This is a genomic window from Rugamonas sp. (genome assembly GCF_025354735.1).
Classification (GTDB): domain Bacteria; phylum Pseudomonadota; class Gammaproteobacteria; order Burkholderiales; family Burkholderiaceae_D; genus Rugamonas.
In genome coordinates this window covers 1-25537 of sequence record NZ_JANXMI010000134.1, presented here as the reverse complement: position 1 = coordinate 25537, position 25537 = coordinate 1, and the positions used below count along the sequence as shown (strand labels likewise).

Sequence of the window (25537 nt, the reverse complement as noted above, 5' to 3'; positions counted from 1 at the left end):
ACGCCGGCGCCAGGGATCAGCGATGGCCGGCCAGCTTGCGGCCGGCGAGGAAGTCGTCACGGACCGCCCTCGCCGCCGACGGCGCCATACACCTGGCCGGTGGCATAGCTCGATTCATTGGACGCCAGCAGTACGTAAACGGCCGCCAGCTCGGCCGGCTGGCCCGGCCGCTTCATCGGCGTATCGGCGCCGAATTCCGGCAGCTTTTCCGGCGGCTGGCCGCCCGTCACCTGCAAAGGCGTCCAGAACGGTCCCGGCGCCACCGCGTTGACCCGGATGCCTTTTGTCGCCAGCTGCTTGGCCAGTCCCTTGGTGAAAATCATGATCGCGCCCTTGGTGGCGGCGTAGTCGATGATGTTCTCGCCCGGATTGTAGGCGTTGACGGAGGCCGTGTTGATGATGGTGGCGCCCGGTTTGAGCAGGGGCACGGCGGCCTTGGTGATCCAGAACATCGCATATACATTGGTCTTGAAGGTTTCGTCGAACTGGGCGGTGGTGATGTCGAGGATGGAGTCGCGCGAGAATTGGCGGGCGGCGTTGTTGACCAGGATGTCCAGCCCGCCGAGCTCGCGCGCGGCATCGGCCACCAGCTTCTTGCAGAACGCTTCATCCTTGATGTCGCCGGGAATGGCGACCGCCTTGCGGCCCTCGGCGCGGATCAGCGCCACCACTTCGCGCGCATCCGCTTCCTCGGCCGGCAGATAGCTGATGGCCACGTCGGCGCCTTCGCGCGCGTAGGCGATGGCGGCGGCGCGGCCGATGCCGGAGTCGCCGCCCGTCAACAGCGCTTTGCGCCCCTTGAGCCGGCCCGAGCCCTTGTAGCTGGTTTCGCCATGGTCCGGGCGCGGCGACATTTTACCGACCAGGCCGGGCCACGGTTGCTGTTGAAAAGGAAATGGCGGCGCCGGATAGGCGCTGACCGGATCGGCGGGCGGCCGGGGAGCGGCGTCGGCGCTGGCAGCTTGTTGCGCGCCGGCAGGGGCCATCGCCGCCCCCAGCAGGCCGGAAGCCGCCGCGCCGATCAAGGCGCGACGCGAGGAATTAGGGTTATCCATCATTCGTCCTTTCTCAGTGTGAACTGCCATTTTTCGCGCTTTTTCGGCGACACACTGTGCGCTAATTCGCATACTGATGACAAAAAAATCGATCGAGTTGAAGAATTTTTCTGGATGAAAATAAACGGTTTATACTATTTATATAGTATATATTATTTATATAGTATAAATCGTTATGCATTTTGTATAGATAAATAAAAAATCTTTAAGAGATCGCGCGGATTCCAGCCCTGCATGGGGATAGGTGAAATGACGCTGCGGCCCAGCAAGGCAAAACCAAGCAAAACAAGGCGGAGAAGGCGGAATTATTGGCGGCCCGCAATGGGGAAATAGATGGGTTTGTTGCGAAGCGGTATTTTATTTTATTGCACAATCGCATTTTTGTGATTAGACTGCACTAAAATTAAGAACGTTATCGCAACCATAGAGACCAGCGTGACCTCCTCCTTCACAACACAGGCAAGTGCATTTCCGGGCTGGTTTCCAGCGACATTGCTGCGCCGTGTCGCCGCCGCTACCGTCTTGTCCGGCCTGGCGCTGAGCGCCTCGGCCACCGACGTATCGATCGCCGGCTTCGCTTTTTCCGGCGACTTCCAAAGCGCCGCCGAGCGCTTTCCCTACACGTTCAAGCTGTTTCGCGACCAGGAAGCCCGGGGCGGCGGCGCGAACAGCTATTCGCGCCTGGTGGTCGGCCAGGCCGGCGCGATCAAGAACGCCGCCTATCAGTTTTCGCCCGGTGCGGCGGTGGGCCTGGGCAACGATCGCGCCCTGATGTCGGTGCTGGTGCTGACCGGCGAGACGGTCGACACCGAGAACTATGGCGGCTATTACAAGACCTTCGTCAATTTACGGGGCGATACCCTTATTTTCGACTACAAGAGCCAAACCATCGTGCGCAGTTGTCCGGTCAGCGTGGCGCTGTTCGACGCCACGCCGCAGCCGCCGAGCCGCGAGCGGATCGCCGGCTTTGTCGACAATTTGCTGCGCCGGCCCGACGCCAGGGGCTTGATCAGCCAGTTCGCCCGCTGTCTGGAACAGGCCACGCCGCCGCGCGAGGGCAAGCACACGGTGCAGGTGCGCCAGAGCGACATCAGCCCCGAAGCGCTGGCGCAGTTTCCCGCCGCCATGCGCGCCCATCCGGCCGCCGTGCAAGCGATGCTGGCCGACTCGCTCGGTTCGGTGCTGGCCGCCCGCCTCGGCATTTCCATGCTGCCCAATAATATCGGCCACGCCGTCGGCGGCATCATGTCCATGCGCCTGGAAAGCGGCGACGACATCAAACTGAAACTCGGCGAAGGCGATTATGTGTTCGACCTCAAGCTGAACAAATTCGCCAAGATTAAAACCGCCGAAACCGATGTCAGCGCCACCTATGTGTATGGCGCGTTCATGACGCTGAATTTTCTCGAACCCCAGCTCAATACCTCCTTCATCGCCACCAATTTGAAAAACGGCGAAACGGCCGTGCTGCCCGCCGGCCAGGTCAACAGCGACGACTTCGCCGCCTATCAGGACGCCATACGCGGCCTGTACACCAAGTTTGCCGACGCCTTGAGCCGGCCCGGCTCCAAATGGCTGGACTCAGCCGCCTCCGTGCAACCGATCGAGCCGCAGATGGCGGCGGCCCGTACCACCCTGGAAACGTGCAAATGAAAAAAATCCTGCTGCTGGCGGCGCTGTGCCTGTCCGCCCTCCACGCGCACGCCCAGGTCATCCAGGCCAAGGGCGTCGGCACGCTCTCTTACGCCGGCGGCTTGACCCAGGACGTCAAGGACCAGGCCTATGTCAAAGCCCAGCTGGCCGCGGTGGAGCGCTATTTCGCTGAAAGCGGCGAGTCCGAGTCGCAAAACTTCGACAGCATCGAGGGCAAGGTCGCGGAGAACCTGGACAAGTTCATCTTCAACACCGCCATCCTCAATGAACAGGACCAGGCCAGCGTCCACAAATACTCGATCGCCGTGCGCATCGATTTGAACGTCGCCCGGCTGCGCACCGCCCTGCGCGGCGCCAGCAATACCGGCAAGGCCGGCAGCGCGGCCAAGTCCCAGCTGGTGTATCTGTTTGTCGGGCGCGAGGCGGCCAGCGTGCGTTCCTTCGATGCGCGCGTGCTCAAGCGCGTCGAGGCCGAGGCCGACGCTAGCGGCACGGCCAGGGGCGCGCAGCGCGCCACGGCGCAAGTCGAAACCGGCGGCAGCTCGACGCAAAAGGCCGACGACACCGTCTACCGGCTGCTGCCGATCGCCAACGTCGGCACCGCCATCAGCAGCCTGTTTTCCCAGGGCGGCTTTGTGATGGTCGATCCGGCCTACGTCATCAGCGACCGCGATTTCAAATCGATCAACAAGGATTTCTCGACCGGCAACGACCTGCAGCCGGCCACCCAGCGCGCCATCGTCGCCACGCTCAAGAAAGCGCAAGTGCCGCTGCTGGTGATCGCCACGCTGGACGCGGGGCCGCCCTCGCCCGATCCGGCCACCGGCATGGTCCGCGTGAGCGTGGGCGTGACCGGCCGCGTGCTGGACCTGAGCAATGGCTTGCCGCGCGAAGTGGCGTCGGTGCCGCTGACGCAGTGGTATGGCGTGGCGCCGGACAATGCGACGGCCCGCGACCAGGGCTTGAAAAAGGCCGCCGAGGCCGCCGCGCGCGAAGTCATCAGCCGGCTCAACGCGGCCGGCATCCAATAGGGCTTGCACCGGTAAGCAAACAGATAGGCAGGTCGTTGGGGCCGTTTTTTATGCTGACGGGCGGGCTCCATCTTTTTTCAGTCGGCGGGAGTAGCAATTATGAGCAAACAACTTGTCGGCACGGTTCTGTGCCTGTCCATCGCGACGCTGGCCGCGCCCTCCTTCGCCCAGCTCGGTGGCCTGGGCAAGGCCATGGGCGGCGGCGGCAGCAGCGTCTCGGCCGAAGCGCTGGTGCAGAGTTATGTCGGCGGCACCCAGCAAGTGATGAGCGCGGACGTGCATCTGCTCAGCGCCCTGGGCAAGAAAAGCGCGGCCGAGCGCGAAGCGCTGGCGGCGAAAAACCTGACCAGCGGCGCCACCACGGATGGCCTGCGCGACGCCGCCCTGGTCCAGACCGAAGGCAGCAAGACGCTGGAGGACGCGCTCGGCACGGAGAAGGTCGCCATGAGCGCGGAGAGCAAGAAGATGTATGTGGCCGGCGTGATCGACCTCGTCAAGGGCGTCAAAACCTACGCCGGCATGACGGGCGACGTGCAGAACTTCAAGCCGGGCGTGAGCTCGATCGGCGCGGCGGGCGATGCGGCCCTGTATGTGGCGAAGTCGCTGCCGACCTCGCTCACCAACTTGAAAAATACGCTGAAGCGGTCGATAGATTTTGCCAAGGCCAACAAGATCGTGTTGCCGGATGACGCCACCAAGGCGCTCAACGGCTAAGGCTCGGCTCGCCCCGGCCGCCCCGGCTTCCCTGCGGCGGCCGGGGCCCTTGTTTCCCTCTCAGAAAATACGCTATGAACCAGTCTCCAGAAACGCCTGTCTTTCAAAAAAAGGGCAGCGTCAACAAATGCCCGAGCTGCGGCGCGCAACTGGGCGCGTTTGTTTCCGCCTGCCAGTCTTGCGGCCATGAATTCACCGACGTCGACGCCAACCGCTCGATCACCGCCCTGGTCGCGCGCTTCGACGAGATCGAGCGCGAAGTCGACGACAAGGGCATCAAGGGCCGCCACCGCGTGCAAGCGGTCACCGACAAGCGGGCCCGCGTGATCCGCGACTTTCCGGTCCCTAATTCGCGCGACGACTTGCGGCAGCTGATGTTCTTCATCCAGCCCAAGATCGTCCAGAGCGTGCAGCCCGACCCGAATATCGAAGACTGGCGCAGCAAATTCATGGAGGTGCTGAACCGCGCCCGGCACGCTTATAAAAACGACGACAGCGCGCTGGCCGAATTCGACGGCATCGCAAAAAGCCTGGAGGGCAGCGTCGCCGCCAGCATGCGGATCAAGGCCAGGCGCAATCCGGTGTTCGCCGCGCTGGCCGTCGGCGCGGTGCTGCTGGCGCTGGCCGGCATGGTCAGCTCGCGCCTGGCGCAGAACAAGGTGCAGGAGTGCGAAGACCAGTACACGGCCAGCGCCCGCATCGAAGCGGCGCGGCTGGAAAAAATCGCCGCCAGCGCCGATCAGGGTTATCAGGGCCGGCATTACGCGGACGCGGCCGCCAGCGCCGGCAAGCTGTATTGGGACTTGGCCGACGCCGCCTGCAAGTCTGTGGAAAACCAGCATAGCCGCTTCGTGTGGGATGGCAAGCGCGCCAAGGCGCAGACGCAAATCGAGGCGGCGGTGGCGGCCGAGACGGCGCAGCAATCGGCGGCGGCGGACCATGCGGCGGCCGAACAGGTGGCGGCGGAGCAGCGCGTCGCGGCGGCGAAACAAGCCGTCGAGCGCCAGGCCGAGGACGCCGCCCGCGTGGTGGCGCAGAAGGAAAAAGCCAAAGAAGTCGAGAAGAAATGGTAAGGCCGCCACGCGCGCGATCACGGATACGGGGAAGGTGACAGATGGGCATATTTGGCAAAAAGAGCGAAGGCGGGATGATGGATGTCATCCGCTGCGACGAAGAAAACTACCTGATCTGGAAGTGGCGTCCCAGCGGCGCCGCCAACAGCACGCACAAGGAAAACGCGATCCGCTGGGGCAGCAGCCTGCGGGTCAAGGATGGCGAAGTGGCCGTGTTCGTCTACCAGCAGAAGGATGGCGCCAACCAGGACTTTATCGAAGGTCCGTTCGACGAGACCATCAAGACGTCCAACTTCCCCGTCATCACGAGCATCCTCGGCCTGGCCTACGCCGGGCAGTCGCCGTTCCAGGCCGAGGTATATTTCATCAACTTGCAGGGCCAGCAAGACCTGCCCTTCGGCGTGCCGTATTTCGACGTGTTCGACAACCGCTTCCTCGACTTCCCGGTGCGGATGGCGGCGCGCGGTTCCATCAAGTTCAAGCTCAGCGACTACCGCGCCTTCATCAAGCTGCACCGGCTGATTCATTTCGACTTGCAGGATTTCCGCGTGCTGGTGCGCGACGCGGTGCTCAAGTATGTCAAGGGCATCATCAGCAACGCGCCGGCTGACCACGGCATCCCGGTGCTGCAAATCGAGCGCAAGCTGCTCGACATTAACGACTTGATCGAGCCGCGCATCGCGCAGGCGTTCCGGGCCGACTTTGGCGTCGAACTGGTCCGTTTCGACCTGGCGACGATCGAAGTCGACAAGAGCACCGAGGAATACCAGCAGCTGCGCAGCATCACCGCCGACCTGGAAGTGGCCATGCGCCAGAAGCAGAACGACATCAGCATCCGCAACCTCGACCAGACCCAGGACATCAACGCCGTCAACATGCGCGAAACGCTGCGCATCCAGCGCGAAGCGGCCGAGAAATTCCAGACGCTGCAAACCGAAACCCAGCATCTGGCGGCTCACCAGATCAACCAGCAGACCAGGGTGCTGGAGGCGGCCGCCAACAACCTCGGCGAGATGGGCGCGATGAGCGGCGGTGGCAGTGGCGGCGGTTTCAATCCGGTCGGCATGATGACCGGCCTCGCCGTCGGCGGCGCGATGGGCGGCCAGATGGCCAATATGATGAATATGAACGCGCCGGCGATGCAGCCGCCGCCACCGCCGCAGCTGCAATACCACATCAGCGTCAACGGCGTCAGCACCGGCCCGTTCGGCCACGCCCAGTTGCAGGAGATGGCGCGCGGTGGGCAGTTGCTCGATTCTAGCCACGCATGGAAGCCGGGCATGGGCAACTGGGAGCTGGCCGGCAATCTGCCCGAGCTGGCCGCCATGATCGCCAGCGCCCGCCCGCCGATGCCGCCACCGCAGCAGCAACAGCAGCAGCGGCCCGAGTCCCCCGGAGACGCATGATGAACGACGATAATTTTTTCTCGATCAACCGCCTGGTTGAATTCGGGCTGGGCATGGCGGTCGCCCGGCAGATGACGGAGGCGATGAACCAGGCCTTGCGCGCCAGCCACATGCCGGGCCTGCAAACGCCGCCGCTCGATACGCAGCACCACTATCATGTGATTTTGGACGGCCTCACGGCCGGGCCGTTTTCGGCACAGGAATTGAGCCGCCTTATCAGCGAGCGCAAGGTCGGCAAGGATAGCTACATCTGGCGCCCCGGCATCAGCAAATGGCAGACCGCCGCCAGCCTGCCGGACGTATTGCGCCTGGTGGCGCTGGCGCCGCCCGTGTTCACGCCCGGGGAGCAGGGATGAAAATCCATCCCCTGAACTGTCTGATCGCCGCCCTGCTCGGCGCGCTGCTGGCGTACGCGGTCGCTGCGATCGACAGCAATGTCATCAAGGGCAGCAGCGCCGTCGGCGCCTTTCTTTCGCTGTCGCTCACGCTGGCCGGCGCGCTCGGCATCAGCTATGCGGACGGCCGTACCGGCGTCAACGTGCGCATTGTTTCCTTCGTCTTCTTCATCGCGGCCTTGCTGGTCAACCTGCTGTGGGCCTGGTTCGCCCTGTCCCAAGGCAGTTATGTCGTCACGCTGTCGCTGGTGTTTTTACTGTATGTGCTGATCGCGCAGGCGATTTATTCGACCAGGCAGTAATGGTGATGGTCAGCGCGGCTGCCGCTGCGCGCCGGCCTGATTGCGCATTGACGCCGGCAGGCGTCGGCGGTATCGTCGGCAATTGATCCCGCAGAAAGTCGATATGAAAAACAATCCGGTCTATCCGCGCCGCCGGGCGCTGGCGCTGGCCTGCCTGGCGATGGCTGTCGCGATGCCGGTTGCGGCGCAGACGCAGACGTTGGGGCCGGCGCCGCTGCCGCCTGGCGTGGCGGCCGCGCCGCCGGCGCCGCTATCGGTGGCCGTGCTCGGCTCGGGCGGACCGGGCGCCACCGGGCGGGCGGCGTCCAGCTATCTGGTGCTGCTCGACGGCGTGCCGCGCATCCTCGTCGATGCCGGGCCGGGCTCCTTCGTCCGCCTCGGCGAGGCCGGGCTGTCGCTGGCGCGCACCGATATCGTGCTGCTGACGCATTTGCACATCGACCATGTGGGCGAGTTGCCGGGACTGTTCAAGGCGCGCGCGGTGGCGGGCGGCGGTCCGATCAAGTTTCGCGTGTTCGGGCCGGACGGTCGGCGCGGCGGCGGTGGCGCCGCGGCCTATCCGTCGACCAGCCGGCTGATGCATCTGCTGTTCGACCAGCAGGGTGCGTTCGGCTACCTGCGCGATTTTTCGGCGCCGCTGAGCTGGCAGGTCACCGACATCGCCAGCGCCGTCAAGCCGGGCCTGCTGCCCAGGGTGGCGCTGAGCGAAGGCGGCTTGAAGATCACGGCCATCGCCGGCCATCACCGCGATGCGCCGTCGGTGATTTACCGCATCGATTATGCGGGCAAGAGCGTCACCTTCAGCGGCGACCTCGACGCCGAGGCGCTGGCCGATTTGCGCGCCATCGCCGGCGGCACCGATCTGCTCGTGTTCAACAGCGTGGTGCTCGATCCGCCGCGTTCGCCGCCGGTGCTGTATACCCTGCACACGCCGCCCAAGACCATCGGCGAACTGGCGCGCGATGCCGGCGTCGGGCGGCTGCTGCTCGGTCATTTGTCGCCGGCGGTCGAACAGGCGCGCGACGAGGTGGTCCGCTCGATCGCGCAGGGCTACGGCGGGACCGTGACGTTCGCCACCGACGGCGCGCTACTGGTGCCGTGAGCGTGCATCGGCCCACGGCGGCGTGAGCGTCGCAGTGGCCCACGCCGGCGCCGGCCGCGCGCGCCGCTAGCGCTCGTCGCGCACCAGCCAGGCGCGCGCGGCCGCCAGCGTTTGCTCGAGCTCGCGCCGCACGGCGTCGCACAGCGCCGGCAGCGATGCTTCGCGCTGCTCGGTGATCGCGGTTTCGGCCTCGATGGTGGCTTCGATCAGGCGCTTGGCGCCGAACGCGCCGACCGCTCCGCGCAGGCTGTGCAGCAGACGCGCGGCATCGCGCAGCCGGTCTTCCTGTAGCGCCAGGTCGATGTCCGTCATCGGTTGCATGCCGGTGTCGAGCGCGCCGCGCACCATCTTGTGCAGCACGGCGCGGCCTTTCGGATCGCGGCCCATGACGCGCAGCAGGCTGTCGATGTTGAAGCTGCCCGGCGTGTCGCCGGTTGCGGTGGCCGGTGGCGATGCGGCGTGGGCGGCGGTCGTGGCGGCCCCGGCAGCCGCGCCGGCATGCGCGTTGCCGTCGGCGGTGCCATCAATGGCCTCATCGACGGAGCCAATAATGGCGCCATCAATGCCGCCATCAATGCTACTGTCAGCGCCGCGAGTGCCGCCAACATTGTCGCCGCCAGCGCCGCCAACATTGCCGCCAACAGCGGGGGCCGGAGTTTCGCCGCCGGCATCAGCGGCCGCCATCGTGGCTGGCGCAACGGCGCCGGGGCGCTTGCGTTTGGCCAGCGCGGCCGCCACCTTGGCGGCGAACACGCTATCGATGGCGGAAGGCTGGGCGGGGGCTGCCGTGCTGCTCGCCCTGGCCTCGCTGCCGGCGTCCGGCGGCGGGGGCGTTGCGGCCGGCGTGGCCGTGGCAGCAGGTGTGGCCATTGCGGCCGTTGCAGCCGTGGCAGCCGGTGTGGCCGTTGCAGCCGGCGTCGCCGCCGGTGGTTCGGCGGGCGTCCCCACCGCTGGCGTTTTCTCGCCGGCGACCATTTCCCCGGTGCCCGTTTCCGTCGCCGCCGGCCGCAGCCGCGCCGGCAGGTGGCGCTGGATGACGGCCAGCATTTCCGCGACCTCGACCGGCTTGGCGATGAAGTCGCTGATGCCGGCGTCGACGCAGCGCTTGCGCTCGGACGCCAGCACGCCGGCCGTCATCGCGATGACCGGCAGCGTCAGCCGCAGCTCCTGGCGCAGCATGCGGGTGGCGCTGAAGCCGTCGAGCACCGGCATCTGCATGTCCATCAGCACGATGTCGTAGCGGCCGGCGTCGCCGCGCAGCAGGTCGACCGCCTGCTGGCCGTCGCCGACCACGTCGAGCGTGGCGCCGGTGTGTTCGAGGATGCCGCGCGCCACCGTCTGGTTCAACAGATTGTCTTCGACCAGCAGGAAGTGGACGCCGGTCAGGCTGCCGGCGATGCCGGCATCGGCGAGGCGGTCGTCGCCGGCGGCGGATTGCGACGCCAGCGCCTGGTGCAGCGCGTCGAACAGATTGGAGCTGGTGATGGGCTTGACGAGCACCACGTCCGCTTCCGGCGCGCTGGAAATTTCTTCGAGCCGGCCGCGGGCGAAGGCGTTGACCATGACGACGATGGGTTGCTTGCGGCCGGCGGCGGCGAGGCGGATTTCCTTGGCCGTGGCCAGGCCGTCCATGCCCGGCATGTGCCAGTCGGCCAGCACCACGTCGTAGGCGTGCTCGGTCTGCTGGCGCTGGCGGAACAAACGGATGGCGGCGGCGCCGGAATCGACTTCGTCCGCTTGCCAGCCCCAGGCGTGGATCAGCTTGCCGATCAGCTCGCGGCTGGTCTGGTTGTCGTCGGCGATCAGCAGGCGCAGCGGGCCGATGGCCGGCTTGCGCCGTTCTTCGCGCGGCACGGCGAGCAAGTCGAACGACAGGCTGAACCAGAAGCTGCTGCCGCGTCCCGGTGCGCTGTCCAGGGCGATCTGGCCGCCCATCAGCTCGATCAGCCGCTTGGTGATGGTCAGGCCCAGGCCGGTGCCGCCGAAGCGCCGCGTGATGCTTTCGTCGCCCTGGGCGAAGGCGCTGAACAGCTGCGCCTGCTGTTGCGGCAAGATGCCGATGCCGGTGTCGCGCACCTCGAAGCGCAGCAGCGCGCTGCTGGCGTCGCGGGCGTCGACGCTGACCGTCACCACCACCTCGCCCTGCTCGGTGAACTTGATGGCGTTGCCGGCCAGGTTGACGAGGATTTGTTGCAGCCGCAGCGCGTCGCCGCGCAGCTGGCGCGGCACGTCGGGGTCGACGCTGATGGCCAGCTCCAGCTCTTTTTCGCCGGCGTTCATGGTCATCGTCGTGGCCAGCGTGTTCATGGTCTCGTCGAGGTCGAAGTCGATGGGGACGATGTCGAGCTTGCGCGCCTCGATCTTGGAAAAGTCGAGCACGTCGTTGAGGATGCCCATCAGCGACTGTCCCGACACCCGCACCATGGCCAGGTATTTGCGCTGTTGCGGCGTCAGCGGCGTGGTGCCCAGCAGATAGGCCATGCCCAGCACGGCGTTCATCGGGGTGCGGATTTCGTGGCTCATATTGGCCACGAAGTCGCTCTTGGCGCGGTTGGCCGCCTCGGCGCGGTCGCGCTCGCGTTCGAGTTCCTGGGCCCGCGTTTCCAGCTCCAGGCGCAGGCGGTGGCGCTCGGTGATGTCGGTGACCACGGCCAGCACCTTGGTGCCCTGGTCGGTGTGCACGGCGCTCAGGTTGAGTTCGACCGGGAATTCGCTGCCGTCGCGGCGCAGGCCCAGCAGGTCGCGGCCGTCGGCGCCCATGCGCAGGGGCTCGGCGCTCAAACGGGTATGGACGAAATGTTCGCGGTAGGCCACGTACTCGGCGCGCAGCCGTTGCGGCACCAGCTGTTCCAGCGGCTGGCCGACGATGGCGTCGCGGGCATAGCCGAAGCAGCGCTCGGCTTCCCGATTGAAGCGCTCGATGCGGCCGTCGCCGTCGATCACCAGCACCGCATTGGGGGCGAATTCGATCAGGCTTTGCAGGCGGGCGTCGGCCGCCAGGCGCTCGTGCATGAGGCCGTTGAAGGCCATCGTCAGTTCGCCGATTTCATCGTGCGTGACGACGGCGATCGGCGTGAACCGGGTGGCGTCGTGGCGCAGCGCGAGGATGGCGTCGCGCAGCCGCACCAGCGGCGCCATCAGCCGCAGCGTCATCAAGCCGATCACGGCCGCCGCCAGCGCCGAGGCCAGCACCGACCACAGGGCCAGCCGGTAGAGCACGCCGTCGAAGGGTTCGAACGCTTCCTCGGCCGGCAGCGTGGCGGCCAGCACCCAGTTCACCGAGTGCAGCGTCTTGAAGCTGTTGAGCGCGCGCAGGCCGAAGCTGTTGGTGCTGATGGTCGTGCCCTCGAAGCCCTGCAGGGCGCGGGTGGTGGCCGGATTGCCGTTTTTCGGGCGCGGCTGCAGCAACCGGCGGGCGTCCGGGTAGAGCACGTAGACGGGCGCCTCGCCGCGCGTGAGGGCGAAGTAATAGCCGCTGCGGCCGACCTTGGCGGTGCGCAGGTGGCCCAGCAGATTGTCCTTGTACAGGCGCAGCACGCCCATCAGCACGCCGACCACTTCGCCCTTGTCGTCGAGGATGGGCGCGACCATCTGCACGATGGGTTGCTTGTTGACGCGGCCGATCAGCGGTTCGGTGATGAGCGGCTTTTTCTGCGCCATCACCTGCTTGAAGTAGGCGCGGTCGGAAGCGTCGACGCCGAGGCGCTTGTCCTGTTCCGGCAAGTCGGCGACGACGATGCCGTGGGCGTCGAGCACCAGCATGTCGTCGAACAGCGACAGCACGGCGCGGTTGCGGTAATAGTCGCGCAGGCGGCCGGGCGTGTCCATCAGCGCCGCCGGCGTCTGCTGGGCCGACAGCGCGACGATGCCGAGCAACATGGTGAGCTTGTCGTCGAGCTCCTCGGCGGTGCGGTTGATGAGCGCCGTCTGCTGGGTGAACAGCACTTTGGTGAAATCGTCCTGCATGCGCCGCATCTGCAACACCGTCAGCAGGCCGACGATCACGACCGACGTCACGCTGGTGGCCAGCGCGACTTTCACTTTGATGCCGAGTGGCTTCATGCTTTCCTTTGCTGGGACGACGAAATGGCGGCGTGCCGGGCGATTCTCCTATCAAAGACCAGGCTTGGCAAGAAAGAAAAATGGACAGCGCCACAACGCGCGGGCGTTGCGGAGGCTGTCCATGGAACGGGACGGCGCGCCGGCGCTCGCCGCTTAGCGCTGGGCGGCGGCGATGATGACGTCGGCGACGGCCTTGGGCTGCGACAACATCGGCACGTGGCTCGTTTGCAGCGTGGTGGTGGTGGCGCCGATTTTCTTGGCCATGGCCAGTTCCAGGTCCGGCGAAATCATGCGGTCCTTGGCCGAGACGATGAAATAGTTGGGCTTGTTTTTCCAGGCCGCCACGGTGATCGGCGTGCCGAAGGCCTTGGAATTGATCGGACCCTGGGTCACGGCGATCAGATTGGCGGCGGCGGCAGGCAAGTCTTGCGCGAAGTTGAGCTTGACGGATGCGGCCGGCAGCGACAAATAGCCGGCGGCGTCGGCCTGGAGGGTGATCGAGCCCGGCGGGGTCGGATAATCCTTGCCGATGCTGCCGATGACGTCGCCTTCCGACGGCGCGAACGCGGCCACGTAGACCAGCGCCTTGATCTTGTCGCTGGTGCCGGCCTGGGTGATGACGGCGCCGCCCCAGGAGTGGCCGACCAGCACCACTTTACCGGTTTGCGCATCGACCACGCGCTGGGTCGCGGCGACGTCGTCTTCCAGCGACGTCAGCGGATTTTGCACGGCCACCACTTTCAGACCCTTCGCCTGCAGCAGCGGAATCACTTTGTCCCAGCTGGAACCGTCGTCGAACGCGCCGTGGACCAGCACGACGGTGGTGCCGCTGTCGGCGACCGGGGCCGCTTGCGCCGGCAGGGCGGCAACGGCGGACAGGACGGCGGAGGCGAACAGGGCGGTGGAGATCGAAGTGCGGTTCATGATGAATCCTTTGCGGGTAGCCGTCGTGCGGCGGGTTTGCATAAAGCGCTATTTATTAGCGCGCTAATTATATGGCTGGTTTGAACAATGTTGATGCGGTTTCTGCTGCCGCGGCGGAACGTGATGGCTGCGGCATGGACGTAATATAGCGCACTAATCATTAGCGTGCAATTTATTTTTGATGCGTCGCTTGTGTGCATGCAAGGTGCTTCGGACTCGTCCTCCTTGAATGCGTGAGCGATGTTTTGCTTGCGGTGGCGAGTCGCACCAGCCGGGCAAAAAAAGATATGGCTTTAGTTGAAAATTGACCGAGCTATCCGTTCAGCCGCAGATAAAATAAGTGCCTAATCCCGAGAAAGTTGGTATGGCATACTGCAAACCATGGAAGGATGAACACCAGCAAATCGACATGTTGGAGTCGCGCGGACTACTGATCGGTGATAGGGATAAAGCTATCGCCTGCCTTGCGCGTATCGGCTACTACCGACTTAGCGGTTATTGGTTTGCGTTCCGGGAACGCACCGGGGAGTGCTGCGACTATCCGCCGAAAGCGAAAAAACGAGAGCAGGTCAATCGCGTCGTTTTGGATACATTTAAGGATGGTGCCAGCTTTCACAATGCTGTCGACTTGTATGTGTTCGACAAGCAGTTGCGCCTTCTTGCGATGGATGCGCTCGAACGAATCGAAATAGCAATGCGGGTAGACATTTCGCATAGGCTTGGAAATTACGATAGATTCGCCTATCTACATGCGGACCTGTTTCACTCTACATTCACGGAAAAAATAGACGTGAAGACGGGGACTTCCCAGCACCATCAATGGATAGGTAATCACGCGCGATTGGTCAGCAGATCTAAGGAAGAGTTCGTCATCCACAACAAAAGCAAATATGGCCTCCCACTGGCAATATGGATAGCTTGCGAAGTTTGGGACTTCGGGACGATGTCAAAGTTGTTTGGCGGTATGCAAGAAAAAGATCAGGATAGCATTGCCAAAAAATACGGGATCAGCAATGGACGTATCTTTGCAGGTTGGCTGCGTAGTCTGAATTATTTTCGTAACGTTTGCGCTCATCATTGCCGGCTATGGAACCGCAACATCGTCGAGCAGCCGAAACTGCCCCCGCAGGAAGAGATCCCGTGGATTCAGCATTTTCATGGGCACACTCATCGGCAAGCCCGTTGCTACATGCTGTTTGTCATGGCAGGCCACATGCTGGGAACGATCAATCCCCATTCTCGCTGGAAGCTGCGAGTAAAGAACCATCTGGCGAGCTTCCCCGACCTTCGCCACCTTGGCTTGAGCCTTGGGGGCATGGGAGCTGTAGATGGATGGGATGCTTTCGAATGAGCAGACAATAAAAAACCCCTAAGCAACTACCTAGCCGAAGCCGGGAAACTGAAAGGGGCCGTATTGAATGAAGTTTAGCCTACTTCGGGCAAAGGCGTCAACGATCATAGCCGCGCGTTGAGCCGCTCCAGCCCGCCCATCATGTCCGCCACTTCGCCGTGCGTCAGCGCGCAGGCGTGGGCGATGGCTTCGCTGATGCGCACGCCATCCTTGCGCAGCGCCTTGCCGGCCGCCGTCAGCGTCAGCACGCGGTTGCGCTCGTCCTGCGGATCGCGGCTGCGCAACAGATAGCCTTCCGCTTCGAGCCGCTTGACCAGCGGCGTGATCGAGCCGGAGTCCTGTTGCAGCCGGGCCGCCACGTCCTTGATGCCCAGCCCTTCCCGTTCCCACAGCACCACCATCACCAGATATTGCGGATAAGTCAGGTTCAGCGCGGCCAGCATGGGTTTGTACAACTGCGTCATCTTGAGCGACGTCGAGTACAGTTTGAAGCACAGATGCTGGTCCAGAACGGGAGGATGGGCGACGGCCATGGGATGCGATGCGTGGGTGAACGATGGCGCTAGCCTAACGAGTATCGGGCGGCAATGCAAATCGGCGGCCGGAAAATAAATAATTTGCGGCCCGCGAATCGAAACGGCCGCTGCCCGCCTCTTAGTGGGTGAGGGGTTTCCTCTAACGCTAAAGGAGAGCAATATGTTCTATGTGAAAAATGTACCCAACTGGGAGCGCGTGTTGCGCGTGATCGTCGGCGTGGCCGCCGTTATCATCGGCTTGAGCGTCATCGGCGGCACGGCCGGCATCGTGCTGGCACTGGCGGCGGCGGGCATCGTCGGCTCCGGCCTGTTCGGCTTTTGCCCGATGTGCGCCATGGTCGGGCGTCGTCTCGACAAGGCCGCCAAGCAGGCCCATGGCCCTCGCTGACCGTTATCTGCCCGTGCTGGACGCCGCCCACCGCGGCGATCCGGCGGCGCTGGCCCAGCTGTTGCGCCTGTGCCAGCCCGACCTGCGCCGCTACGCTCAGCGTTCCTGCCTGATTAGCGACGTCGACGACGCGGTGCAGGAAGCGCTGCTGGTGCTGTCGCGCCGGCTCGCGTCGGTGCGCTTGCTGGCGGCGTTTTCCGGCTGGCTGTTCCAGGTGGTGCGGCACGAGTGCCACAAGCTGGCGCGCAAGGCGCTCAGCAGCGATCCCTGGGACGAGGAGCGCGCCGAGCAATGGCTGGCCAGCCAGGACACGGCCGGCCTGCGCATCGAGCTGGTCAACGCGCTCGAATCGCTGCCGCCCGACTATCTGCAAGTGATCTTGCTGCGCGACTTCGCCGAAATGAGCATCGCTGAAATCGCCGGCCAACTCGACATCACCACCGCCGCCACCAAAAGCCGGCTGCACCGCGCCCGCCTGATGGCGCGCGAATATCTGCTGGCCTGAATCGGCCGGCCCGAACCGCGGCGCCCGCATCGCTACGGCCGGACCGCGCGCCCGTCCCGCGACGGCCGATCGCGCCGCCCCGTCCCGCCCGCCGCCCGCCGCCATGCCGCAATGCCTCCGGGCCGTACGCCGCATCGCCGCATGGTCCCATTTCAAGCCGCCGCGCCGGCTGCACTACACTGGCGCCATGAGACCCGCCCTGCCTTCCCCGCTGTCGCCCGGCGTGACCGTCGAGATCCTGCGCGCGCGCTGCGCCACGTGCAGCATGCATCAGCTGTGTCTGCCGATGGGACTGGACCTGGCCGATATGGACAAGCTGGACCGCATCATCGGCCACCGCCGCAAGGTCGAGCGTGGCGCCACGCTGTTCCGTATCGGCGATCCCTTCGTCAATCTGTACGCGATCCGGCTCGGTCATTTCAAGACTTACCAGTTGCGCGCCGACGGCCACGAGCAAATCACCGGTTTCCAGATGGGCGGCGAGCTGCTCGGCATGGACGCCATCAGCACTGAGCGCCACCAGTGCGACGCGCGGGCGCTGGAAGACAGCGATGTGTGCGAAATTCCATTCAACCGCTTGCAGCAGTTGCTGGGCGAGATGCCGACCTTGCTGCGCCACTTTCACCGCATGATGGGACAGGAAATCAGCCGCGAGCAAAGCGTCATGCTGCTGCTCGGGAATATGCAGGCCTATCAGCGCTTCGCCGCCTTCCTCGTCAACCTGTCGTCGCGTTACGCGGCGCGCGGTTATGCGGCCGACGCCTTCCAGCTGCGCATGTCGCGCGAAGACATCGGCAACTATCTGGGGCTGACGATAGAAAGCATCAGCCGTTTGCTGTCGAGGTTTAAGCAAGACGGCTTGCTCACGGTGAGCCGGCGCGAGGTGGAATTGCTGGCGCCGGACCGGTTGCGCGCCATCGCGGCCGGAACCGAGCCTTATCGCTGAAGGCGCGGTCAGGCCGCCAAACGCGGCATGGCCGGCTGCGCTCGCCGTGGCCGCTGCGCCGGCGGCGCCGCGCGCCCGGTCCGCTGCGCCGGGCCGAACTGGAACAGGCTGACCGCCCGCGTCAGTCCGCCCGCCTCGGCCGCCAGACTGGCCGTCGCGGCCGCCGCCTGCTCCACCAGCGCCGCGTTTTGCTGCGTCACCTGGTCCATGTGGGCGATGGCGGCGTTGACCTGGTCGACGCCCATGCTTTGTTCGCGCGACGCCGTCGAAATCTCTTGCATGATGGCCGTCACCTGCCGCGCCGAACCGACCACCTGCTCCATCGTCGCGCCGGCCCGCCGGGCCTTGACCATGCCGGCGCCGACCTTGCCGACCGATACTTCGATGAGTTGCTTGATGTCCTTGGCCGCGCTGGCCGAGCGCTGCGCCAGGTTGCGCACCTCGCCGGCGACGACGGCGAAACCGCGGCCCTGCTCGCCCGCGCGCGCCGCCTCGACGGCCGCGTTCAGGGCTAGGATGTTGGTCTGGAAGGCGATGCCCTCGATCAGGCCGATGATGTCGACGATGCGGCGCGAGGAACCGTTGATGTCGTCCATGGTCGCGATGACGTCGGCGACGATGGCGCCGCCCCGCACCGCGACCGTCGACGCCGCCGCCGCCAGCGCGCTCGCTTGGGTGGAATTGGCGGCGTTCTGCTTGACGGTGGCGGAAAACTGGTCGACGCTGGCGGCGGTCTGCTCCAGGCTGGCCGCCTGCGCCTCGGTGCGGCCGGACAGGTCGGCGTTGCCGGCGGCGATCTGGCGCGTGGCCACGGCCATCGTTTCGACGTTGTTGCGCACGTCGCGGATGGTGGCGATCAAATTGCTGTTCATCTGGTCGAGCGCGCGCAGCAGCTGGCCCATTTCGTCGGTGGCGCCGCTGGCGAAGCTGCCCGACAGGTCGCCGGCGGCGATCGCCCGCGCGCCGCGCAGCGCCTGGCCCAGCGGCCGCAGCACGGAGCCGCGCAAGGTGGCCCACAGGAACACGTTGATGAGCAGGCCGATGAAGGTGGCGCCGAAGATGAGGTAGCTTTGCGCGCCGGCCGGGCCGTCGTGGCCCACGAGGCTGAGGACGCACACCGCCGCCTGCAGCAGGTTGACGACGCTGGTGCACAGCCAGATCCGCGTGGCCAGCGTGGTGTGGCGCAGCCGCGCCAGCGATCCGGCCGCGCCGGCGCGGATCAGCGCGCCATTGCGGATGGCGCTGGCGCCGCCGGCCCGTCCCAGCGCGCGGTAGGCGAGCGTGGCTTGGGCCACCTGGTCGGCGTCGGCGCGCACCCGCACCGACATATAGCCGAGCGCGCGGCCCTGCTCGCGGATCGGCGTGATATTCGCCTTGACCCAGTAAAAGTCGCCGTTCTTGCAGCGGTTCTTTATCAGTCCGGTCCACGGCATGCCGGCGCGCAGCGTGGCCCACAGGTCGGCGAAGGCGGCGGCCGGCATGTCGGGATGGCGCAGGATGTTTTGCGGCGCGCCGATCAGCTCGGCCTCGTCGTAGCCGCTGATCGCGATGAAATACGGGTTGACGTAGCTGATGTTGCCGTCCAAGTCAGTCTTGGACACGATGGCCTGGTCGGGCAATACCTCGACCTCGCGGTCGGTGACGGGTGAGTTGTTGCGCATGGCGCCCTCCTGAAGACTGCGATTACTTGCTTCATTGCAAGATATGCGGCCAGTGTAGGGTGTCGCGCCGCCGTTTTGATTGATCTACATCAAAAACAGTGGAATCAACGCTGGTGCTTGCGGCCATCCTGTCCTTCATTCCAGGCCCGCCGTCAGCGGCCGCAGCGCGCCCACCGCGTAGCCCTGGGCGTAGTCGATGCCGATGTCGCGCACGACGGCCAGGGTGGGCGCGTCCTCCACGTATTCGGCCACGGTGCGGATGCCCATCACGTGGCCGACCTCATTGATCGCCTTGACCATGGCGCGGTTGATGGCGTTGGTGGCGATGTCGCGGATAAAGATGCCGTCGATTTTGAGGAAGTCCACCGGCAGCGCCTTCAGGTAGGCGAACGACGACAGGCCGCTGCCGAAGTCGTCGAGCGAGAAGCGGCAGCCCAGCGCCTTCAGGCGGCTCATGAAGGTGTGCGCTTTCGGCAGGTTGGCGATCACGGCCGTCTCCGTGATCTCGAAGCAGATCTGCTCCGGCGCGATGGCGTGGGCGACGAACTGGTCGACGATGTAGTCGTGCAGGCCCTCGTCGCCCAGCGAGGTGCCCGACAGGTTGATCGAATACTGGGCCGGCGCCCTCTGGTGGGCGTCGATGTAGGCCTGCTCGGGCGCCAGGCCGTCGCGCACGCTGCGCACGTGGGCGCAGACGGCGCGGATCACCCAGCGGTCGATGGACGTCATCATGTCGTAGCGCTCGGCGGCCGGGATGAAGGCGCCGGGCAGGATCAGGCCGCCGTGCTCGTTGTCGATGCGGATCAGCACCTCGTCGTGCCGCTCCGGCCGCGGGCCGAGGCTGACGATGGGCTGTGCGTACAGGCGGAAGGCCTGGCGCGCGAAGGCGTCGTTCAGGCGCGCCACCCACAGCATCTCGCCGTGGCGCTGGGCCCGCCGCACATCCGATTCCTGGTAGCGGTGCACGCGGTTGCGCCCGCCCTCCTTGGCCTGGTAGCAAGCCTGGTCGGCCGCGATCAGCAGTTCCGTCGTCGACTTGCTGCTGTCGTTGATGTCGACCATGCCGATGCTGGCGCCCAGTTCGAAGCTGTTGTGTTCCCACACGAAGCGGAAATTCTTGATGGCCTGGCGCAGGTCGTCGGCGATGCGCAGCGCCTGCTCCGGCGGACAGTGCGGCAGCAGCACGCCCAGCTCGTCGCCGCCGAGGCGGGCCAGGATGTCGCTGTCGCGCAACTGCTGTTGCAGCATCTTGGCCAGCAGCTGCAGCAGCAGGTCGCCGGCCGAGTGGCCGCAGGTGTCGTTGACGACCTTGAACTGGTCGAGGTCCATGTACAGCAGCGCGTGGACGTGGCCGTCGTGCTTGGCGCTGTGCAGGGCGGCGGCGATGCAGGCTTCGAATTCGCGCCGGTTGATCAGGCCGGTGAGCGTGTCGTGCGTGGCCTGCCACGACAGCTGCTTGCTCAGCTTGCGCTCGTGGCTGACGTCGCGGAACACGACGACCGTGCCCAGCAGTTCGCCGTCGTCGGACCAGATCGGCGCGGCCGATTCCTCGACGGCCAGGCGGCGGCCGTCGCGCATGACCAGCAGGCTGGGCGTGGCCAAGTTGATGGCCTGGCGCAGCCGCAGACACTTGAGCGCCACGTGTTCGGGAGAGGGGCCGCCGGCCTCGTCGACCAGCTGCAAGGTGGCGCCGATGTCGTGGCCGCGCGCCAGTTCGCTGGGCCAGCCCGTCAGGTGCTCGGCGACGCGGTTCAGGAATTCCGTCTTGCCGTGGCGGTCGGTGGTGATGACGCCCTCGCCGATCGAGCGCAGCGTCGTCTCGGCCAGTTCGCGCTCGCGCGCGCGGCGCAGCTCGTCGCGCTTGCGGGCCGTGATGTCCCACACGATGCCCAGCGTGTCGCTGGCGGCGCCGGCCGCGTCGCAAAACACTTGCGCCTTGGCCGCCAGCCAGTGCAGCGTGCCGTCCGGCCACAGCACGCGGTATTCGATTTCGTAGCCCGTGTAGTGGTCGACGCCGTCCTGCATCGTGCCGAGCACGGCGCTGCGGTCGTCGGCGTGCACGCAGCGCAGGAAGTCGGGGAAGGGCTGGAGCAGCAAGTCCGGCGCCAGGCCCAGCAGCGCCGCGCCGGGCGCCGCCCATTTCACGGTGCTCAGCTCGACCCTGCCGTCGCGCAGTTCCGAGTCCCAGATCGTCATGCTGGCCGCATCGAGCGCAAGGTGCAGGCGCTGCTGTTCTCGTTCGTGATTCATGACGCCCCCGGGTCGTCCACCGTTGTACACACAGGTTCGACGGCGCGGCGCGAAAAAAGTTCCGGGACGGAGCCGGCCGATTGAAGATGGCGCTGTCGATGGCGATAGTATGCGACAACGACGGCAAGCACGGCAAGCGCCACACGACACGCGCCACCCGCATCACCCGCACAACAACGGCGACGCCATGGCATCGGCACAGGACACGGTGGATGATCCGGTGGATCAACTCCCGACGTCGGCGCGCGGGCTTAGCTGCGGCGTTTGAAGCGACGCAGTACCTGGCCGGCGGCGAGGACCAGCGCGCCGGCGGCGACGCCGGCCAGCGCTTCGAGCGCGACGGGGATGGCCGGCGCCAGCAGCGGGCCGGCCAGCGGCGTCGCGGCGCCGGCGTGGGCGGCCGCCTCGATCCACGCGGCGAGCGCGGGCAGGCCGTGCGTCAGGATGCCGCCGCCGACCGTGAACATGGCGACGGTGCCGACCACGGACAGCAGCTTCATCAGCTTGGGCGCGGCCGTCAGCAGAACGCCGCCGATGGCGCGCGCGACGGCGCCGCCGCGCCGGCTCAGGTAGAGGCCGGCATCGTCGAGCTTGACGATGGCCGCCACGATGCCGTACACGCCGACGGTCATGACGACGGCGATGCCGGTCAGCACCACGACCTGCTGGCCGAACGAGGCCTGGGCCACGGTGCCCAGCGCGATGACGATGATTTCCGACGACAGCACGAAGTCGGTGCGGATCGCGCCCTGGATTTTTGCGCGTTCCAGCGCGGCGGGATCGGCCTCGTCCGCGGCGGCCGCCGTCGCGTCCTCCTCGTGGGCGGCGCCGTGCAGCAGCGGCTGGGCCAGCTTTTCGACGCCCTCGTAGCACAGGTAGGCGCCGCCCGCCATCAGCAGCGGCGTGATGCCCCACGGCGCCCACGCGCTGATGGCCAGCGCGGCCGGCACCAGGATGGCCTTGTTCTTGAGCGAGCCGACGCCCACCGCCCACACCACCGGCAGCTCGCGTTCGGCGCGCAGGCCGATCAGCTGCTGCGCGTTCAGGGCCAGGTCGTCGCCCAGCACACCGGCGGTTTTGCGGGCCGCGACCTTGCTCATCAGGGCGACGTCGTCGAGGATGCTGGCGATGTCGTCGAGCAGCGCCAGCAGGCTGGTGCCGGCCATGTCAGCGGCGCTCCGCGTGGACGGTCGAAGGGGGGCGGGTGTGGCGGACGGAAGGCATGGGTGCGGGGGAAATGGTGGGAACGGCCATCTTACCTCAGCCGCAACGGCGGTGGCGCGTGGCGGCCGCTTTCGCTCCGCGCCACGGCCGCCCGTTACAATGGCTCTTGCCTGGCGTCATGAGACGCCGGCTCACCACTTTTTCTCTTGGGGTCAGCATGAATTTCGCAACCTGGATCACGTTTGTCGTCGCCGCCTGCATCATCGCCGTCTCGCCGGGCTCGGGCGCCGTGCTGTCGATGTCGCACGGCCTGTCGTACGGCGTCAAGAAGGCCAGCGCCACCATCTTCGGCTTGCAGGCGGGATTGTTGCTAATTTTCTGTATCGCCGGCGCGGGCGTCGGTTCGCTGCTGATGGCGTCGGAACTGGCGTTTTCCATCGTCAAAACGGTGGGCGCGCTGTACCTGATTTACCTGGGCCTGAGCCAGTGGCGCGCCAGGGTCCGGCTGGACGATCCGGCCGAGGCCGCGCCTTTGCAGCGGCTGCCGTCGGCGCGCAAGCGCTGGCTGACCGGCTTCCTGACCAATGCGACGAATCCGAAAGGCATCATCTTCATGGTCGCCGTGCTGCCGCAATTCATCACCCACGGGGCGCCGCTGCTGCCGCAACTGCTGATCCTGGCGGCGACGATGTGCGGCATCGATTTGATCGTCATGCACAGCTACGCCTGGCTGGCGTCGTCGATGCAGCGCTTCTTCCGCGACCCGCGCGCCGTCAAGAAACAGAACCGGGTGTTCGGCGGCCTCTTGATGGCGGTCGGCGCGGCGCTGTTCTTCGTCAAGCGCGGCGCGCCGGCGGCCGGCTGACAAAATCTGCAAGTATTTGTAAGGACGGTAGTCCTGCATCAAAGTGCCGCGTTACTAGCTGACGAGGCATCAACCATCATGACGGGAGCGAGCCATGGGCCGCAATAGAGTTTTATCGATGCTGCTGGCGGCCGTGTTCGCCGGACCGGCGCTGGCGCAGTCCGAGCCGCCGCAGCTGGTGGGCCGCATTTCCAGCGTGCAGGGGCAGGTGACGGTGCTGGGCAATGACGGCGTGGCCAATGTCGCGCTGCTGAACTGGCCGGTCACCAGCGCCAACCACATCACCACCATGCGCGGCGCGCGCGCCGAAGTGCGGGTCGGCTCGGCCGCCATCCGCCTCGACGGCGATTCCGACCTGGAAGTGACGGAGCTCGACGACGACCGCCTGCAGCTGCGCCTCAACTACGGCAGCGCCAACGTGCGCGTCAAGACCGATGAATTGCTGCGCGGCTTCGCGCTGACGACGCCGCAGGCGCGCGTCACCCTCAACGAGCCGACCGCGCTGCGGGTCGACACCGAGCGCGTGGCCGACACCACCACCGTCGCCGTGCTGGCCGGCGCGGCCCAGGTGGACGGCGCCGGCACCATCGTGTCGCTGCGCAGCGGCAAGAGCGTCGAGGTCACGCCGGAGGATGTGCGCACCGGCCTGCTGCGGCGCGACGGTTTCGACGACTGGGCCCAGGCGCGCGACCGCGGCGACGACACCGCCGTCGCGTCGCGTTACGTGCCGCCGGACGTGACCGGCTACGAGGAGCTGGACCGCAACGGCAGCTGGGTCGACAGCAACGACTACGGTCCGCTGTGGACGCCGAACACGGTCGCGGCCGACTGGGCGCCCTACCGCGACGGCCGCTGGATCTGGCTCGATCCCTGGGGCTGGACCTGGGTCGACAACGCGCCCTGGGGCTATGCGCCGTCGCACTACGGCCGCTGGGTGATGGTGGGACAACGCTGGCGTTGGGCGCCGGGACGCGGCGTCGGCCGGCCGGTGTGGTCGCCGGCGCTGGTGGGCTGGGTCGGCGGCGGCGAAGTCGCGTTCGGCGCCGGCCGCGCGCCGGGCATGGGCTGGTATCCGCTGTCGCCGCGCGAGGCTTATGTGCCGACGTACCGGGTGTCGATCGAGGTCGGACGGCGTCTGGCGTGGAGCCATGACGGCCGCACCGTCGAGCGCTTCGAGGAGCGGCGCGATCATCGCGACGGCGTCACCGTGCTGCCGCGCGCGCAATTCGAGGCGCGCCGCATGGTGCCGGTCAGCCCCGCGCAGCGCGTGCTGGTGGCGCCGGGCGCGGCGCGCAATTTGCCGTCGATGGCGGCGCTGCCGTCGCCGGGCGGCGTGGCGCGCAGCGGCGACGGCCGTCATCCGGAATGGCGCGAAGGACCGCATGGCGGGTCGCCCGTCGTGCCGGCCGGGGTGAATGGATCGGTGAACGGGACGGCGAATGTGCCGATGAATGCGCCGCAGCGCGATCAGTATCATGACGACCGTGCGCAGCGGCCGGGGCAGGATGGCCGTTGGACGCGTCCGGCGCCGGGCGCCGAGATTCCGGTGCGCGGTGCCGCGCCGGCGCAACAACAGCAACAACAACAACAACAGCAGCAACAACAACAGCAACAACAACAACAACAACAACAGCAACAACAACAACAGCAACAACAACAGCAGCAGCAGGCGCAGCAACAGCAGCAACTGCAACAACAGCAGCAATTGCAACAACAGCAGCAGCAACTGCAACAGCATCTTCAGGCGCAGCAGTCGATGGCGGCGCACGGGCAAGCGCCGCAGCCGCCGTCATCGCAGCCGCAATCGCAAGCGCAGCAAGCCAATCGCGATGGGCGGCAGAATGTCGAGGCGCAACCGCGTCGCGAAGCCGTCGAGCAGCATCGCGAGCCGGCCGCCGACAAGCGCAAGGAAGAACCGCGCCACAAGGACGAACGCGACCGCAACGATAAAACCTCGGAGCGCTGATCGCCGCGCCGTTGCGGCATCGGTAGTTGAAGTCTGGCCAGCCTCCCTGAACTGAACCCCAAAAGTTGGACACCAACTTTTGGGTTTTTTTCATGACCAAGTACAACGAGCAGTTCAAGCTGACAGTGGTTCGGCAATATCTGGATGGCCGACAAGGCTATAAATCAGTGGCCAATGATCACGAACTT

General features: G+C 66.0%; 21 protein-coding genes. 14 read left to right on the top strand and 7 right to left on the bottom strand.

Annotated elements, in window-relative coordinates; all coding sequences use genetic code 11:
• Positions 1 to 56 precede the first annotated feature (56 nt).
• Positions 57 to 986, bottom strand: coding sequence for an SDR family oxidoreductase (locus Q0S71_RS10975; protein WP_295995187.1), 930 nt, complete (start codon positions 984 to 986; stop codon positions 57 to 59).
• A gap of 561 nt (positions 987 to 1547) precedes the next feature.
• Here Q0S71_RS10975 and Q0S71_RS10970 point away from each other — a divergent pair.
• The 8 genes from Q0S71_RS10970 to Q0S71_RS10935 all read left to right on the top strand — a co-directional run bounded on the left by Q0S71_RS10970 (position 1548) and on the right by Q0S71_RS10935 (position 8731).
• Positions 1548 to 2708, top strand: coding sequence for a hypothetical protein (locus Q0S71_RS10970; protein ID WP_295994918.1), 1161 nt, complete (start codon positions 1548 to 1550; stop codon positions 2706 to 2708).
• Complete coding sequence (locus Q0S71_RS10965; protein ID WP_295994915.1) at positions 2705 to 3739, top strand: hypothetical protein; 1035 nt, start codon at positions 2705 to 2707, stop codon at positions 3737 to 3739. Before Q0S71_RS10970 ends, Q0S71_RS10965 begins: the two co-directional genes overlap by 4 nt.
• A gap of 99 nt (positions 3740 to 3838) precedes the next feature.
• A complete protein-coding gene (locus Q0S71_RS10960; protein WP_295994913.1) occupies positions 3839 to 4453 on the top strand; it encodes a hypothetical protein in 615 nt (204 codons plus the stop codon).
• A gap of 74 nt (positions 4454 to 4527) precedes the next feature.
• Entirely contained in the window at positions 4528 to 5526 is a 999-nt protein-coding gene (locus Q0S71_RS10955) for a hypothetical protein (RefSeq protein WP_295994911.1), read from the top strand.
• Between the two features lie 74 nt (positions 5527 to 5600).
• Positions 5601 to 6932 carry an SPFH domain-containing protein gene (locus tag Q0S71_RS10950; RefSeq protein ID WP_295994909.1) on the top strand — a complete coding sequence of 444 codons (1332 nt, stop codon included), beginning with the start codon at positions 5601 to 5603 and terminating at the stop codon, positions 6930 to 6932.
• Entirely contained in the window at positions 6929 to 7288 is a 360-nt protein-coding gene (locus Q0S71_RS10945) for a DUF4339 domain-containing protein (RefSeq protein ID WP_295994906.1), read from the top strand. Before Q0S71_RS10950 ends, Q0S71_RS10945 begins: the two co-directional genes overlap by 4 nt.
• Entirely contained in the window at positions 7285 to 7629 is a 345-nt protein-coding gene (locus Q0S71_RS10940) for a hypothetical protein (RefSeq protein ID WP_295994903.1), read from the top strand. Before Q0S71_RS10945 ends, Q0S71_RS10940 begins: the two co-directional genes overlap by 4 nt.
• 103 nt (positions 7630 to 7732) lie before the next feature.
• Positions 7733 to 8731, top strand: a complete 999-nt coding sequence (locus tag Q0S71_RS10935; RefSeq protein ID WP_295994900.1) for an MBL fold metallo-hydrolase — start codon at positions 7733 to 7735, stop codon at positions 8729 to 8731.
• A gap of 66 nt (positions 8732 to 8797) precedes the next feature.
• Here Q0S71_RS10935 and Q0S71_RS10930 read toward each other — a convergent pair whose 3' ends face one another.
• Together Q0S71_RS10930 and Q0S71_RS10925 are read right to left on the bottom strand one after the other, a co-directional pair.
• The gene (locus Q0S71_RS10930) at positions 8798 to 12793 is read right to left on the bottom strand and encodes a response regulator (RefSeq protein WP_295994897.1); all 3996 of its coding nucleotides are present in this window, start codon (positions 12791 to 12793) and stop codon (positions 8798 to 8800) included.
• Positions 12794 to 12946: 153 nt separating this feature from the next.
• Complete coding sequence (locus Q0S71_RS10925) at positions 12947 to 13717, bottom strand: alpha/beta hydrolase (protein ID WP_295994895.1); 771 nt, start codon at positions 13715 to 13717, stop codon at positions 12947 to 12949.
• 364 nt (positions 13718 to 14081) lie between these two features.
• On the opposite strand from Q0S71_RS10925, the gene Q0S71_RS10920 reads away from it, so the two are divergent.
• A complete protein-coding gene (locus Q0S71_RS10920) occupies positions 14082 to 15068 on the top strand; it encodes an Abi family protein (protein ID WP_295994892.1) in 987 nt (328 codons plus the stop codon).
• Between the two features lie 104 nt (positions 15069 to 15172).
• On the opposite strand, the gene Q0S71_RS10915 is transcribed toward Q0S71_RS10920, so the two are convergent.
• Positions 15173 to 15601, bottom strand: coding sequence for a MarR family winged helix-turn-helix transcriptional regulator (locus Q0S71_RS10915; RefSeq protein WP_295994888.1), 429 nt, complete (start codon positions 15599 to 15601; stop codon positions 15173 to 15175).
• Between the two features lie 163 nt (positions 15602 to 15764).
• Between Q0S71_RS10915 and Q0S71_RS10910 the strand changes: the two genes are divergently transcribed.
• The 3 genes from Q0S71_RS10910 (at position 15765) to fnr (ending at position 17443) form a co-directional block, all read left to right on the top strand.
• On the top strand, positions 15765 to 15992 hold the full coding sequence (locus tag Q0S71_RS10910; protein ID WP_295994885.1) for a DUF2892 domain-containing protein: 228 nt from the start codon (positions 15765 to 15767) through the stop codon (positions 15990 to 15992).
• On the top strand, positions 15979 to 16497 hold the full coding sequence (locus Q0S71_RS10905) for a sigma-70 family RNA polymerase sigma factor (protein ID WP_295994883.1): 519 nt from the start codon (positions 15979 to 15981) through the stop codon (positions 16495 to 16497). The genes Q0S71_RS10910 and Q0S71_RS10905 overlap by 14 nt, the downstream gene beginning before the upstream one ends.
• A 187-nt stretch (positions 16498 to 16684) precedes the next feature.
• Entirely contained in the window at positions 16685 to 17443 is a 759-nt protein-coding gene (gene fnr, locus Q0S71_RS10900) for a fumarate/nitrate reduction transcriptional regulator Fnr (protein WP_295994880.1), read from the top strand.
• Between the two features lie 8 nt (positions 17444 to 17451).
• Here the strand turns inward: fnr and Q0S71_RS10895 are convergent, their stop codons facing one another.
• The 3 genes from Q0S71_RS10895 to Q0S71_RS10885 all read right to left on the bottom strand — a co-directional run bounded on the left by Q0S71_RS10895 (position 17452) and on the right by Q0S71_RS10885 (position 22520).
• Positions 17452 to 19104 carry a PAS domain-containing methyl-accepting chemotaxis protein gene (locus tag Q0S71_RS10895; protein ID WP_295994878.1) on the bottom strand — a complete coding sequence of 551 codons (1653 nt, stop codon included), beginning with the start codon at positions 19102 to 19104 and terminating at the stop codon, positions 17452 to 17454.
• Positions 19105 to 19239: 135 nt separating this feature from the next.
• Positions 19240 to 21354, bottom strand: coding sequence for an EAL domain-containing protein (locus Q0S71_RS10890; protein WP_295994876.1), 2115 nt, complete (start codon positions 21352 to 21354; stop codon positions 19240 to 19242).
• A gap of 251 nt (positions 21355 to 21605) precedes the next feature.
• Complete coding sequence (locus Q0S71_RS10885; protein WP_295994873.1) at positions 21606 to 22520, bottom strand: DUF808 domain-containing protein; 915 nt, start codon at positions 22518 to 22520, stop codon at positions 21606 to 21608.
• Positions 22521 to 22735: 215 nt separating this feature from the next.
• On the opposite strand from Q0S71_RS10885, the gene Q0S71_RS10880 reads away from it, so the two are divergent.
• Complete coding sequence (locus tag Q0S71_RS10880; protein ID WP_295994869.1) at positions 22736 to 23383, top strand: LysE family transporter; 648 nt, start codon at positions 22736 to 22738, stop codon at positions 23381 to 23383.
• Positions 23384 to 23477: 94 nt separating this feature from the next.
• Positions 23478 to 25349: a DUF6600 domain-containing protein gene (locus Q0S71_RS10875; RefSeq protein ID WP_295994866.1), complete on the top strand. Its 1872-nt coding sequence runs from the start codon at positions 23478 to 23480 to the stop codon at positions 25347 to 25349.
• The last annotated feature ends 188 nt before the right edge of the window (positions 25350 to 25537 follow it).

Coding starts and splice junctions, on each gene's coding strand:
- Q0S71_RS10910 (WP_295994885.1), top strand. CDS start 15,765: ATGTTCTATGTGAAAAATGTACCCAACTGGGAGCGCGTGTTGCGCGTG.
- Q0S71_RS10920 (WP_295994892.1), top strand. CDS start 14,082: ATGGCATACTGCAAACCATGGAAGGATGAACACCAGCAAATCGACATG.
- Q0S71_RS10930 (WP_295994897.1), bottom strand. CDS start 12,793: ATGAAGCCACTCGGCATCAAAGTGAAAGTCGCGCTGGCCACCAGCGTG.
- Q0S71_RS10915 (WP_295994888.1), bottom strand. CDS start 15,601: ATGGCCGTCGCCCATCCTCCCGTTCTGGACCAGCATCTGTGCTTCAAA.
- fnr (WP_295994880.1), top strand. CDS start 16,685: ATGAGACCCGCCCTGCCTTCCCCGCTGTCGCCCGGCGTGACCGTCGAG.
- Q0S71_RS10875 (WP_295994866.1), top strand. CDS start 23,478: ATGGGCCGCAATAGAGTTTTATCGATGCTGCTGGCGGCCGTGTTCGCC.
- Q0S71_RS10925 (WP_295994895.1), bottom strand. CDS start 13,717: ATGAACCGCACTTCGATCTCCACCGCCCTGTTCGCCTCCGCCGTCCTG.
- Q0S71_RS10940 (WP_295994903.1), top strand. CDS start 7,285: ATGAAAATCCATCCCCTGAACTGTCTGATCGCCGCCCTGCTCGGCGCG.
- Q0S71_RS10955 (WP_295994911.1), top strand. CDS start 4,528: ATGAACCAGTCTCCAGAAACGCCTGTCTTTCAAAAAAAGGGCAGCGTC.
- Q0S71_RS10975 (WP_295995187.1), bottom strand. CDS start 986: ATGGCCCCTGCCGGCGCGCAACAAGCTGCCAGCGCCGACGCCGCTCCC.
- Q0S71_RS10935 (WP_295994900.1), top strand. CDS start 7,733: ATGAAAAACAATCCGGTCTATCCGCGCCGCCGGGCGCTGGCGCTGGCC.
- Q0S71_RS10895 (WP_295994878.1), bottom strand. CDS start 19,104: ATGCGCAACAACTCACCCGTCACCGACCGCGAGGTCGAGGTATTGCCC.
- Q0S71_RS10890 (WP_295994876.1), bottom strand. CDS start 21,354: ATGAATCACGAACGAGAACAGCAGCGCCTGCACCTTGCGCTCGATGCG.
- Q0S71_RS10960 (WP_295994913.1), top strand. CDS start 3,839: ATGAGCAAACAACTTGTCGGCACGGTTCTGTGCCTGTCCATCGCGACG.
- Q0S71_RS10885 (WP_295994873.1), bottom strand. CDS start 22,520: ATGGCCGGCACCAGCCTGCTGGCGCTGCTCGACGACATCGCCAGCATC.
- Q0S71_RS10965 (WP_295994915.1), top strand. CDS start 2,705: ATGAAAAAAATCCTGCTGCTGGCGGCGCTGTGCCTGTCCGCCCTCCAC.
- Q0S71_RS10950 (WP_295994909.1), top strand. CDS start 5,601: ATGATGGATGTCATCCGCTGCGACGAAGAAAACTACCTGATCTGGAAG.
- Q0S71_RS10945 (WP_295994906.1), top strand. CDS start 6,929: ATGATGAACGACGATAATTTTTTCTCGATCAACCGCCTGGTTGAATTC.
- Q0S71_RS10880 (WP_295994869.1), top strand. CDS start 22,736: ATGAATTTCGCAACCTGGATCACGTTTGTCGTCGCCGCCTGCATCATC.
- Q0S71_RS10905 (WP_295994883.1), top strand. CDS start 15,979: ATGGCCCTCGCTGACCGTTATCTGCCCGTGCTGGACGCCGCCCACCGC.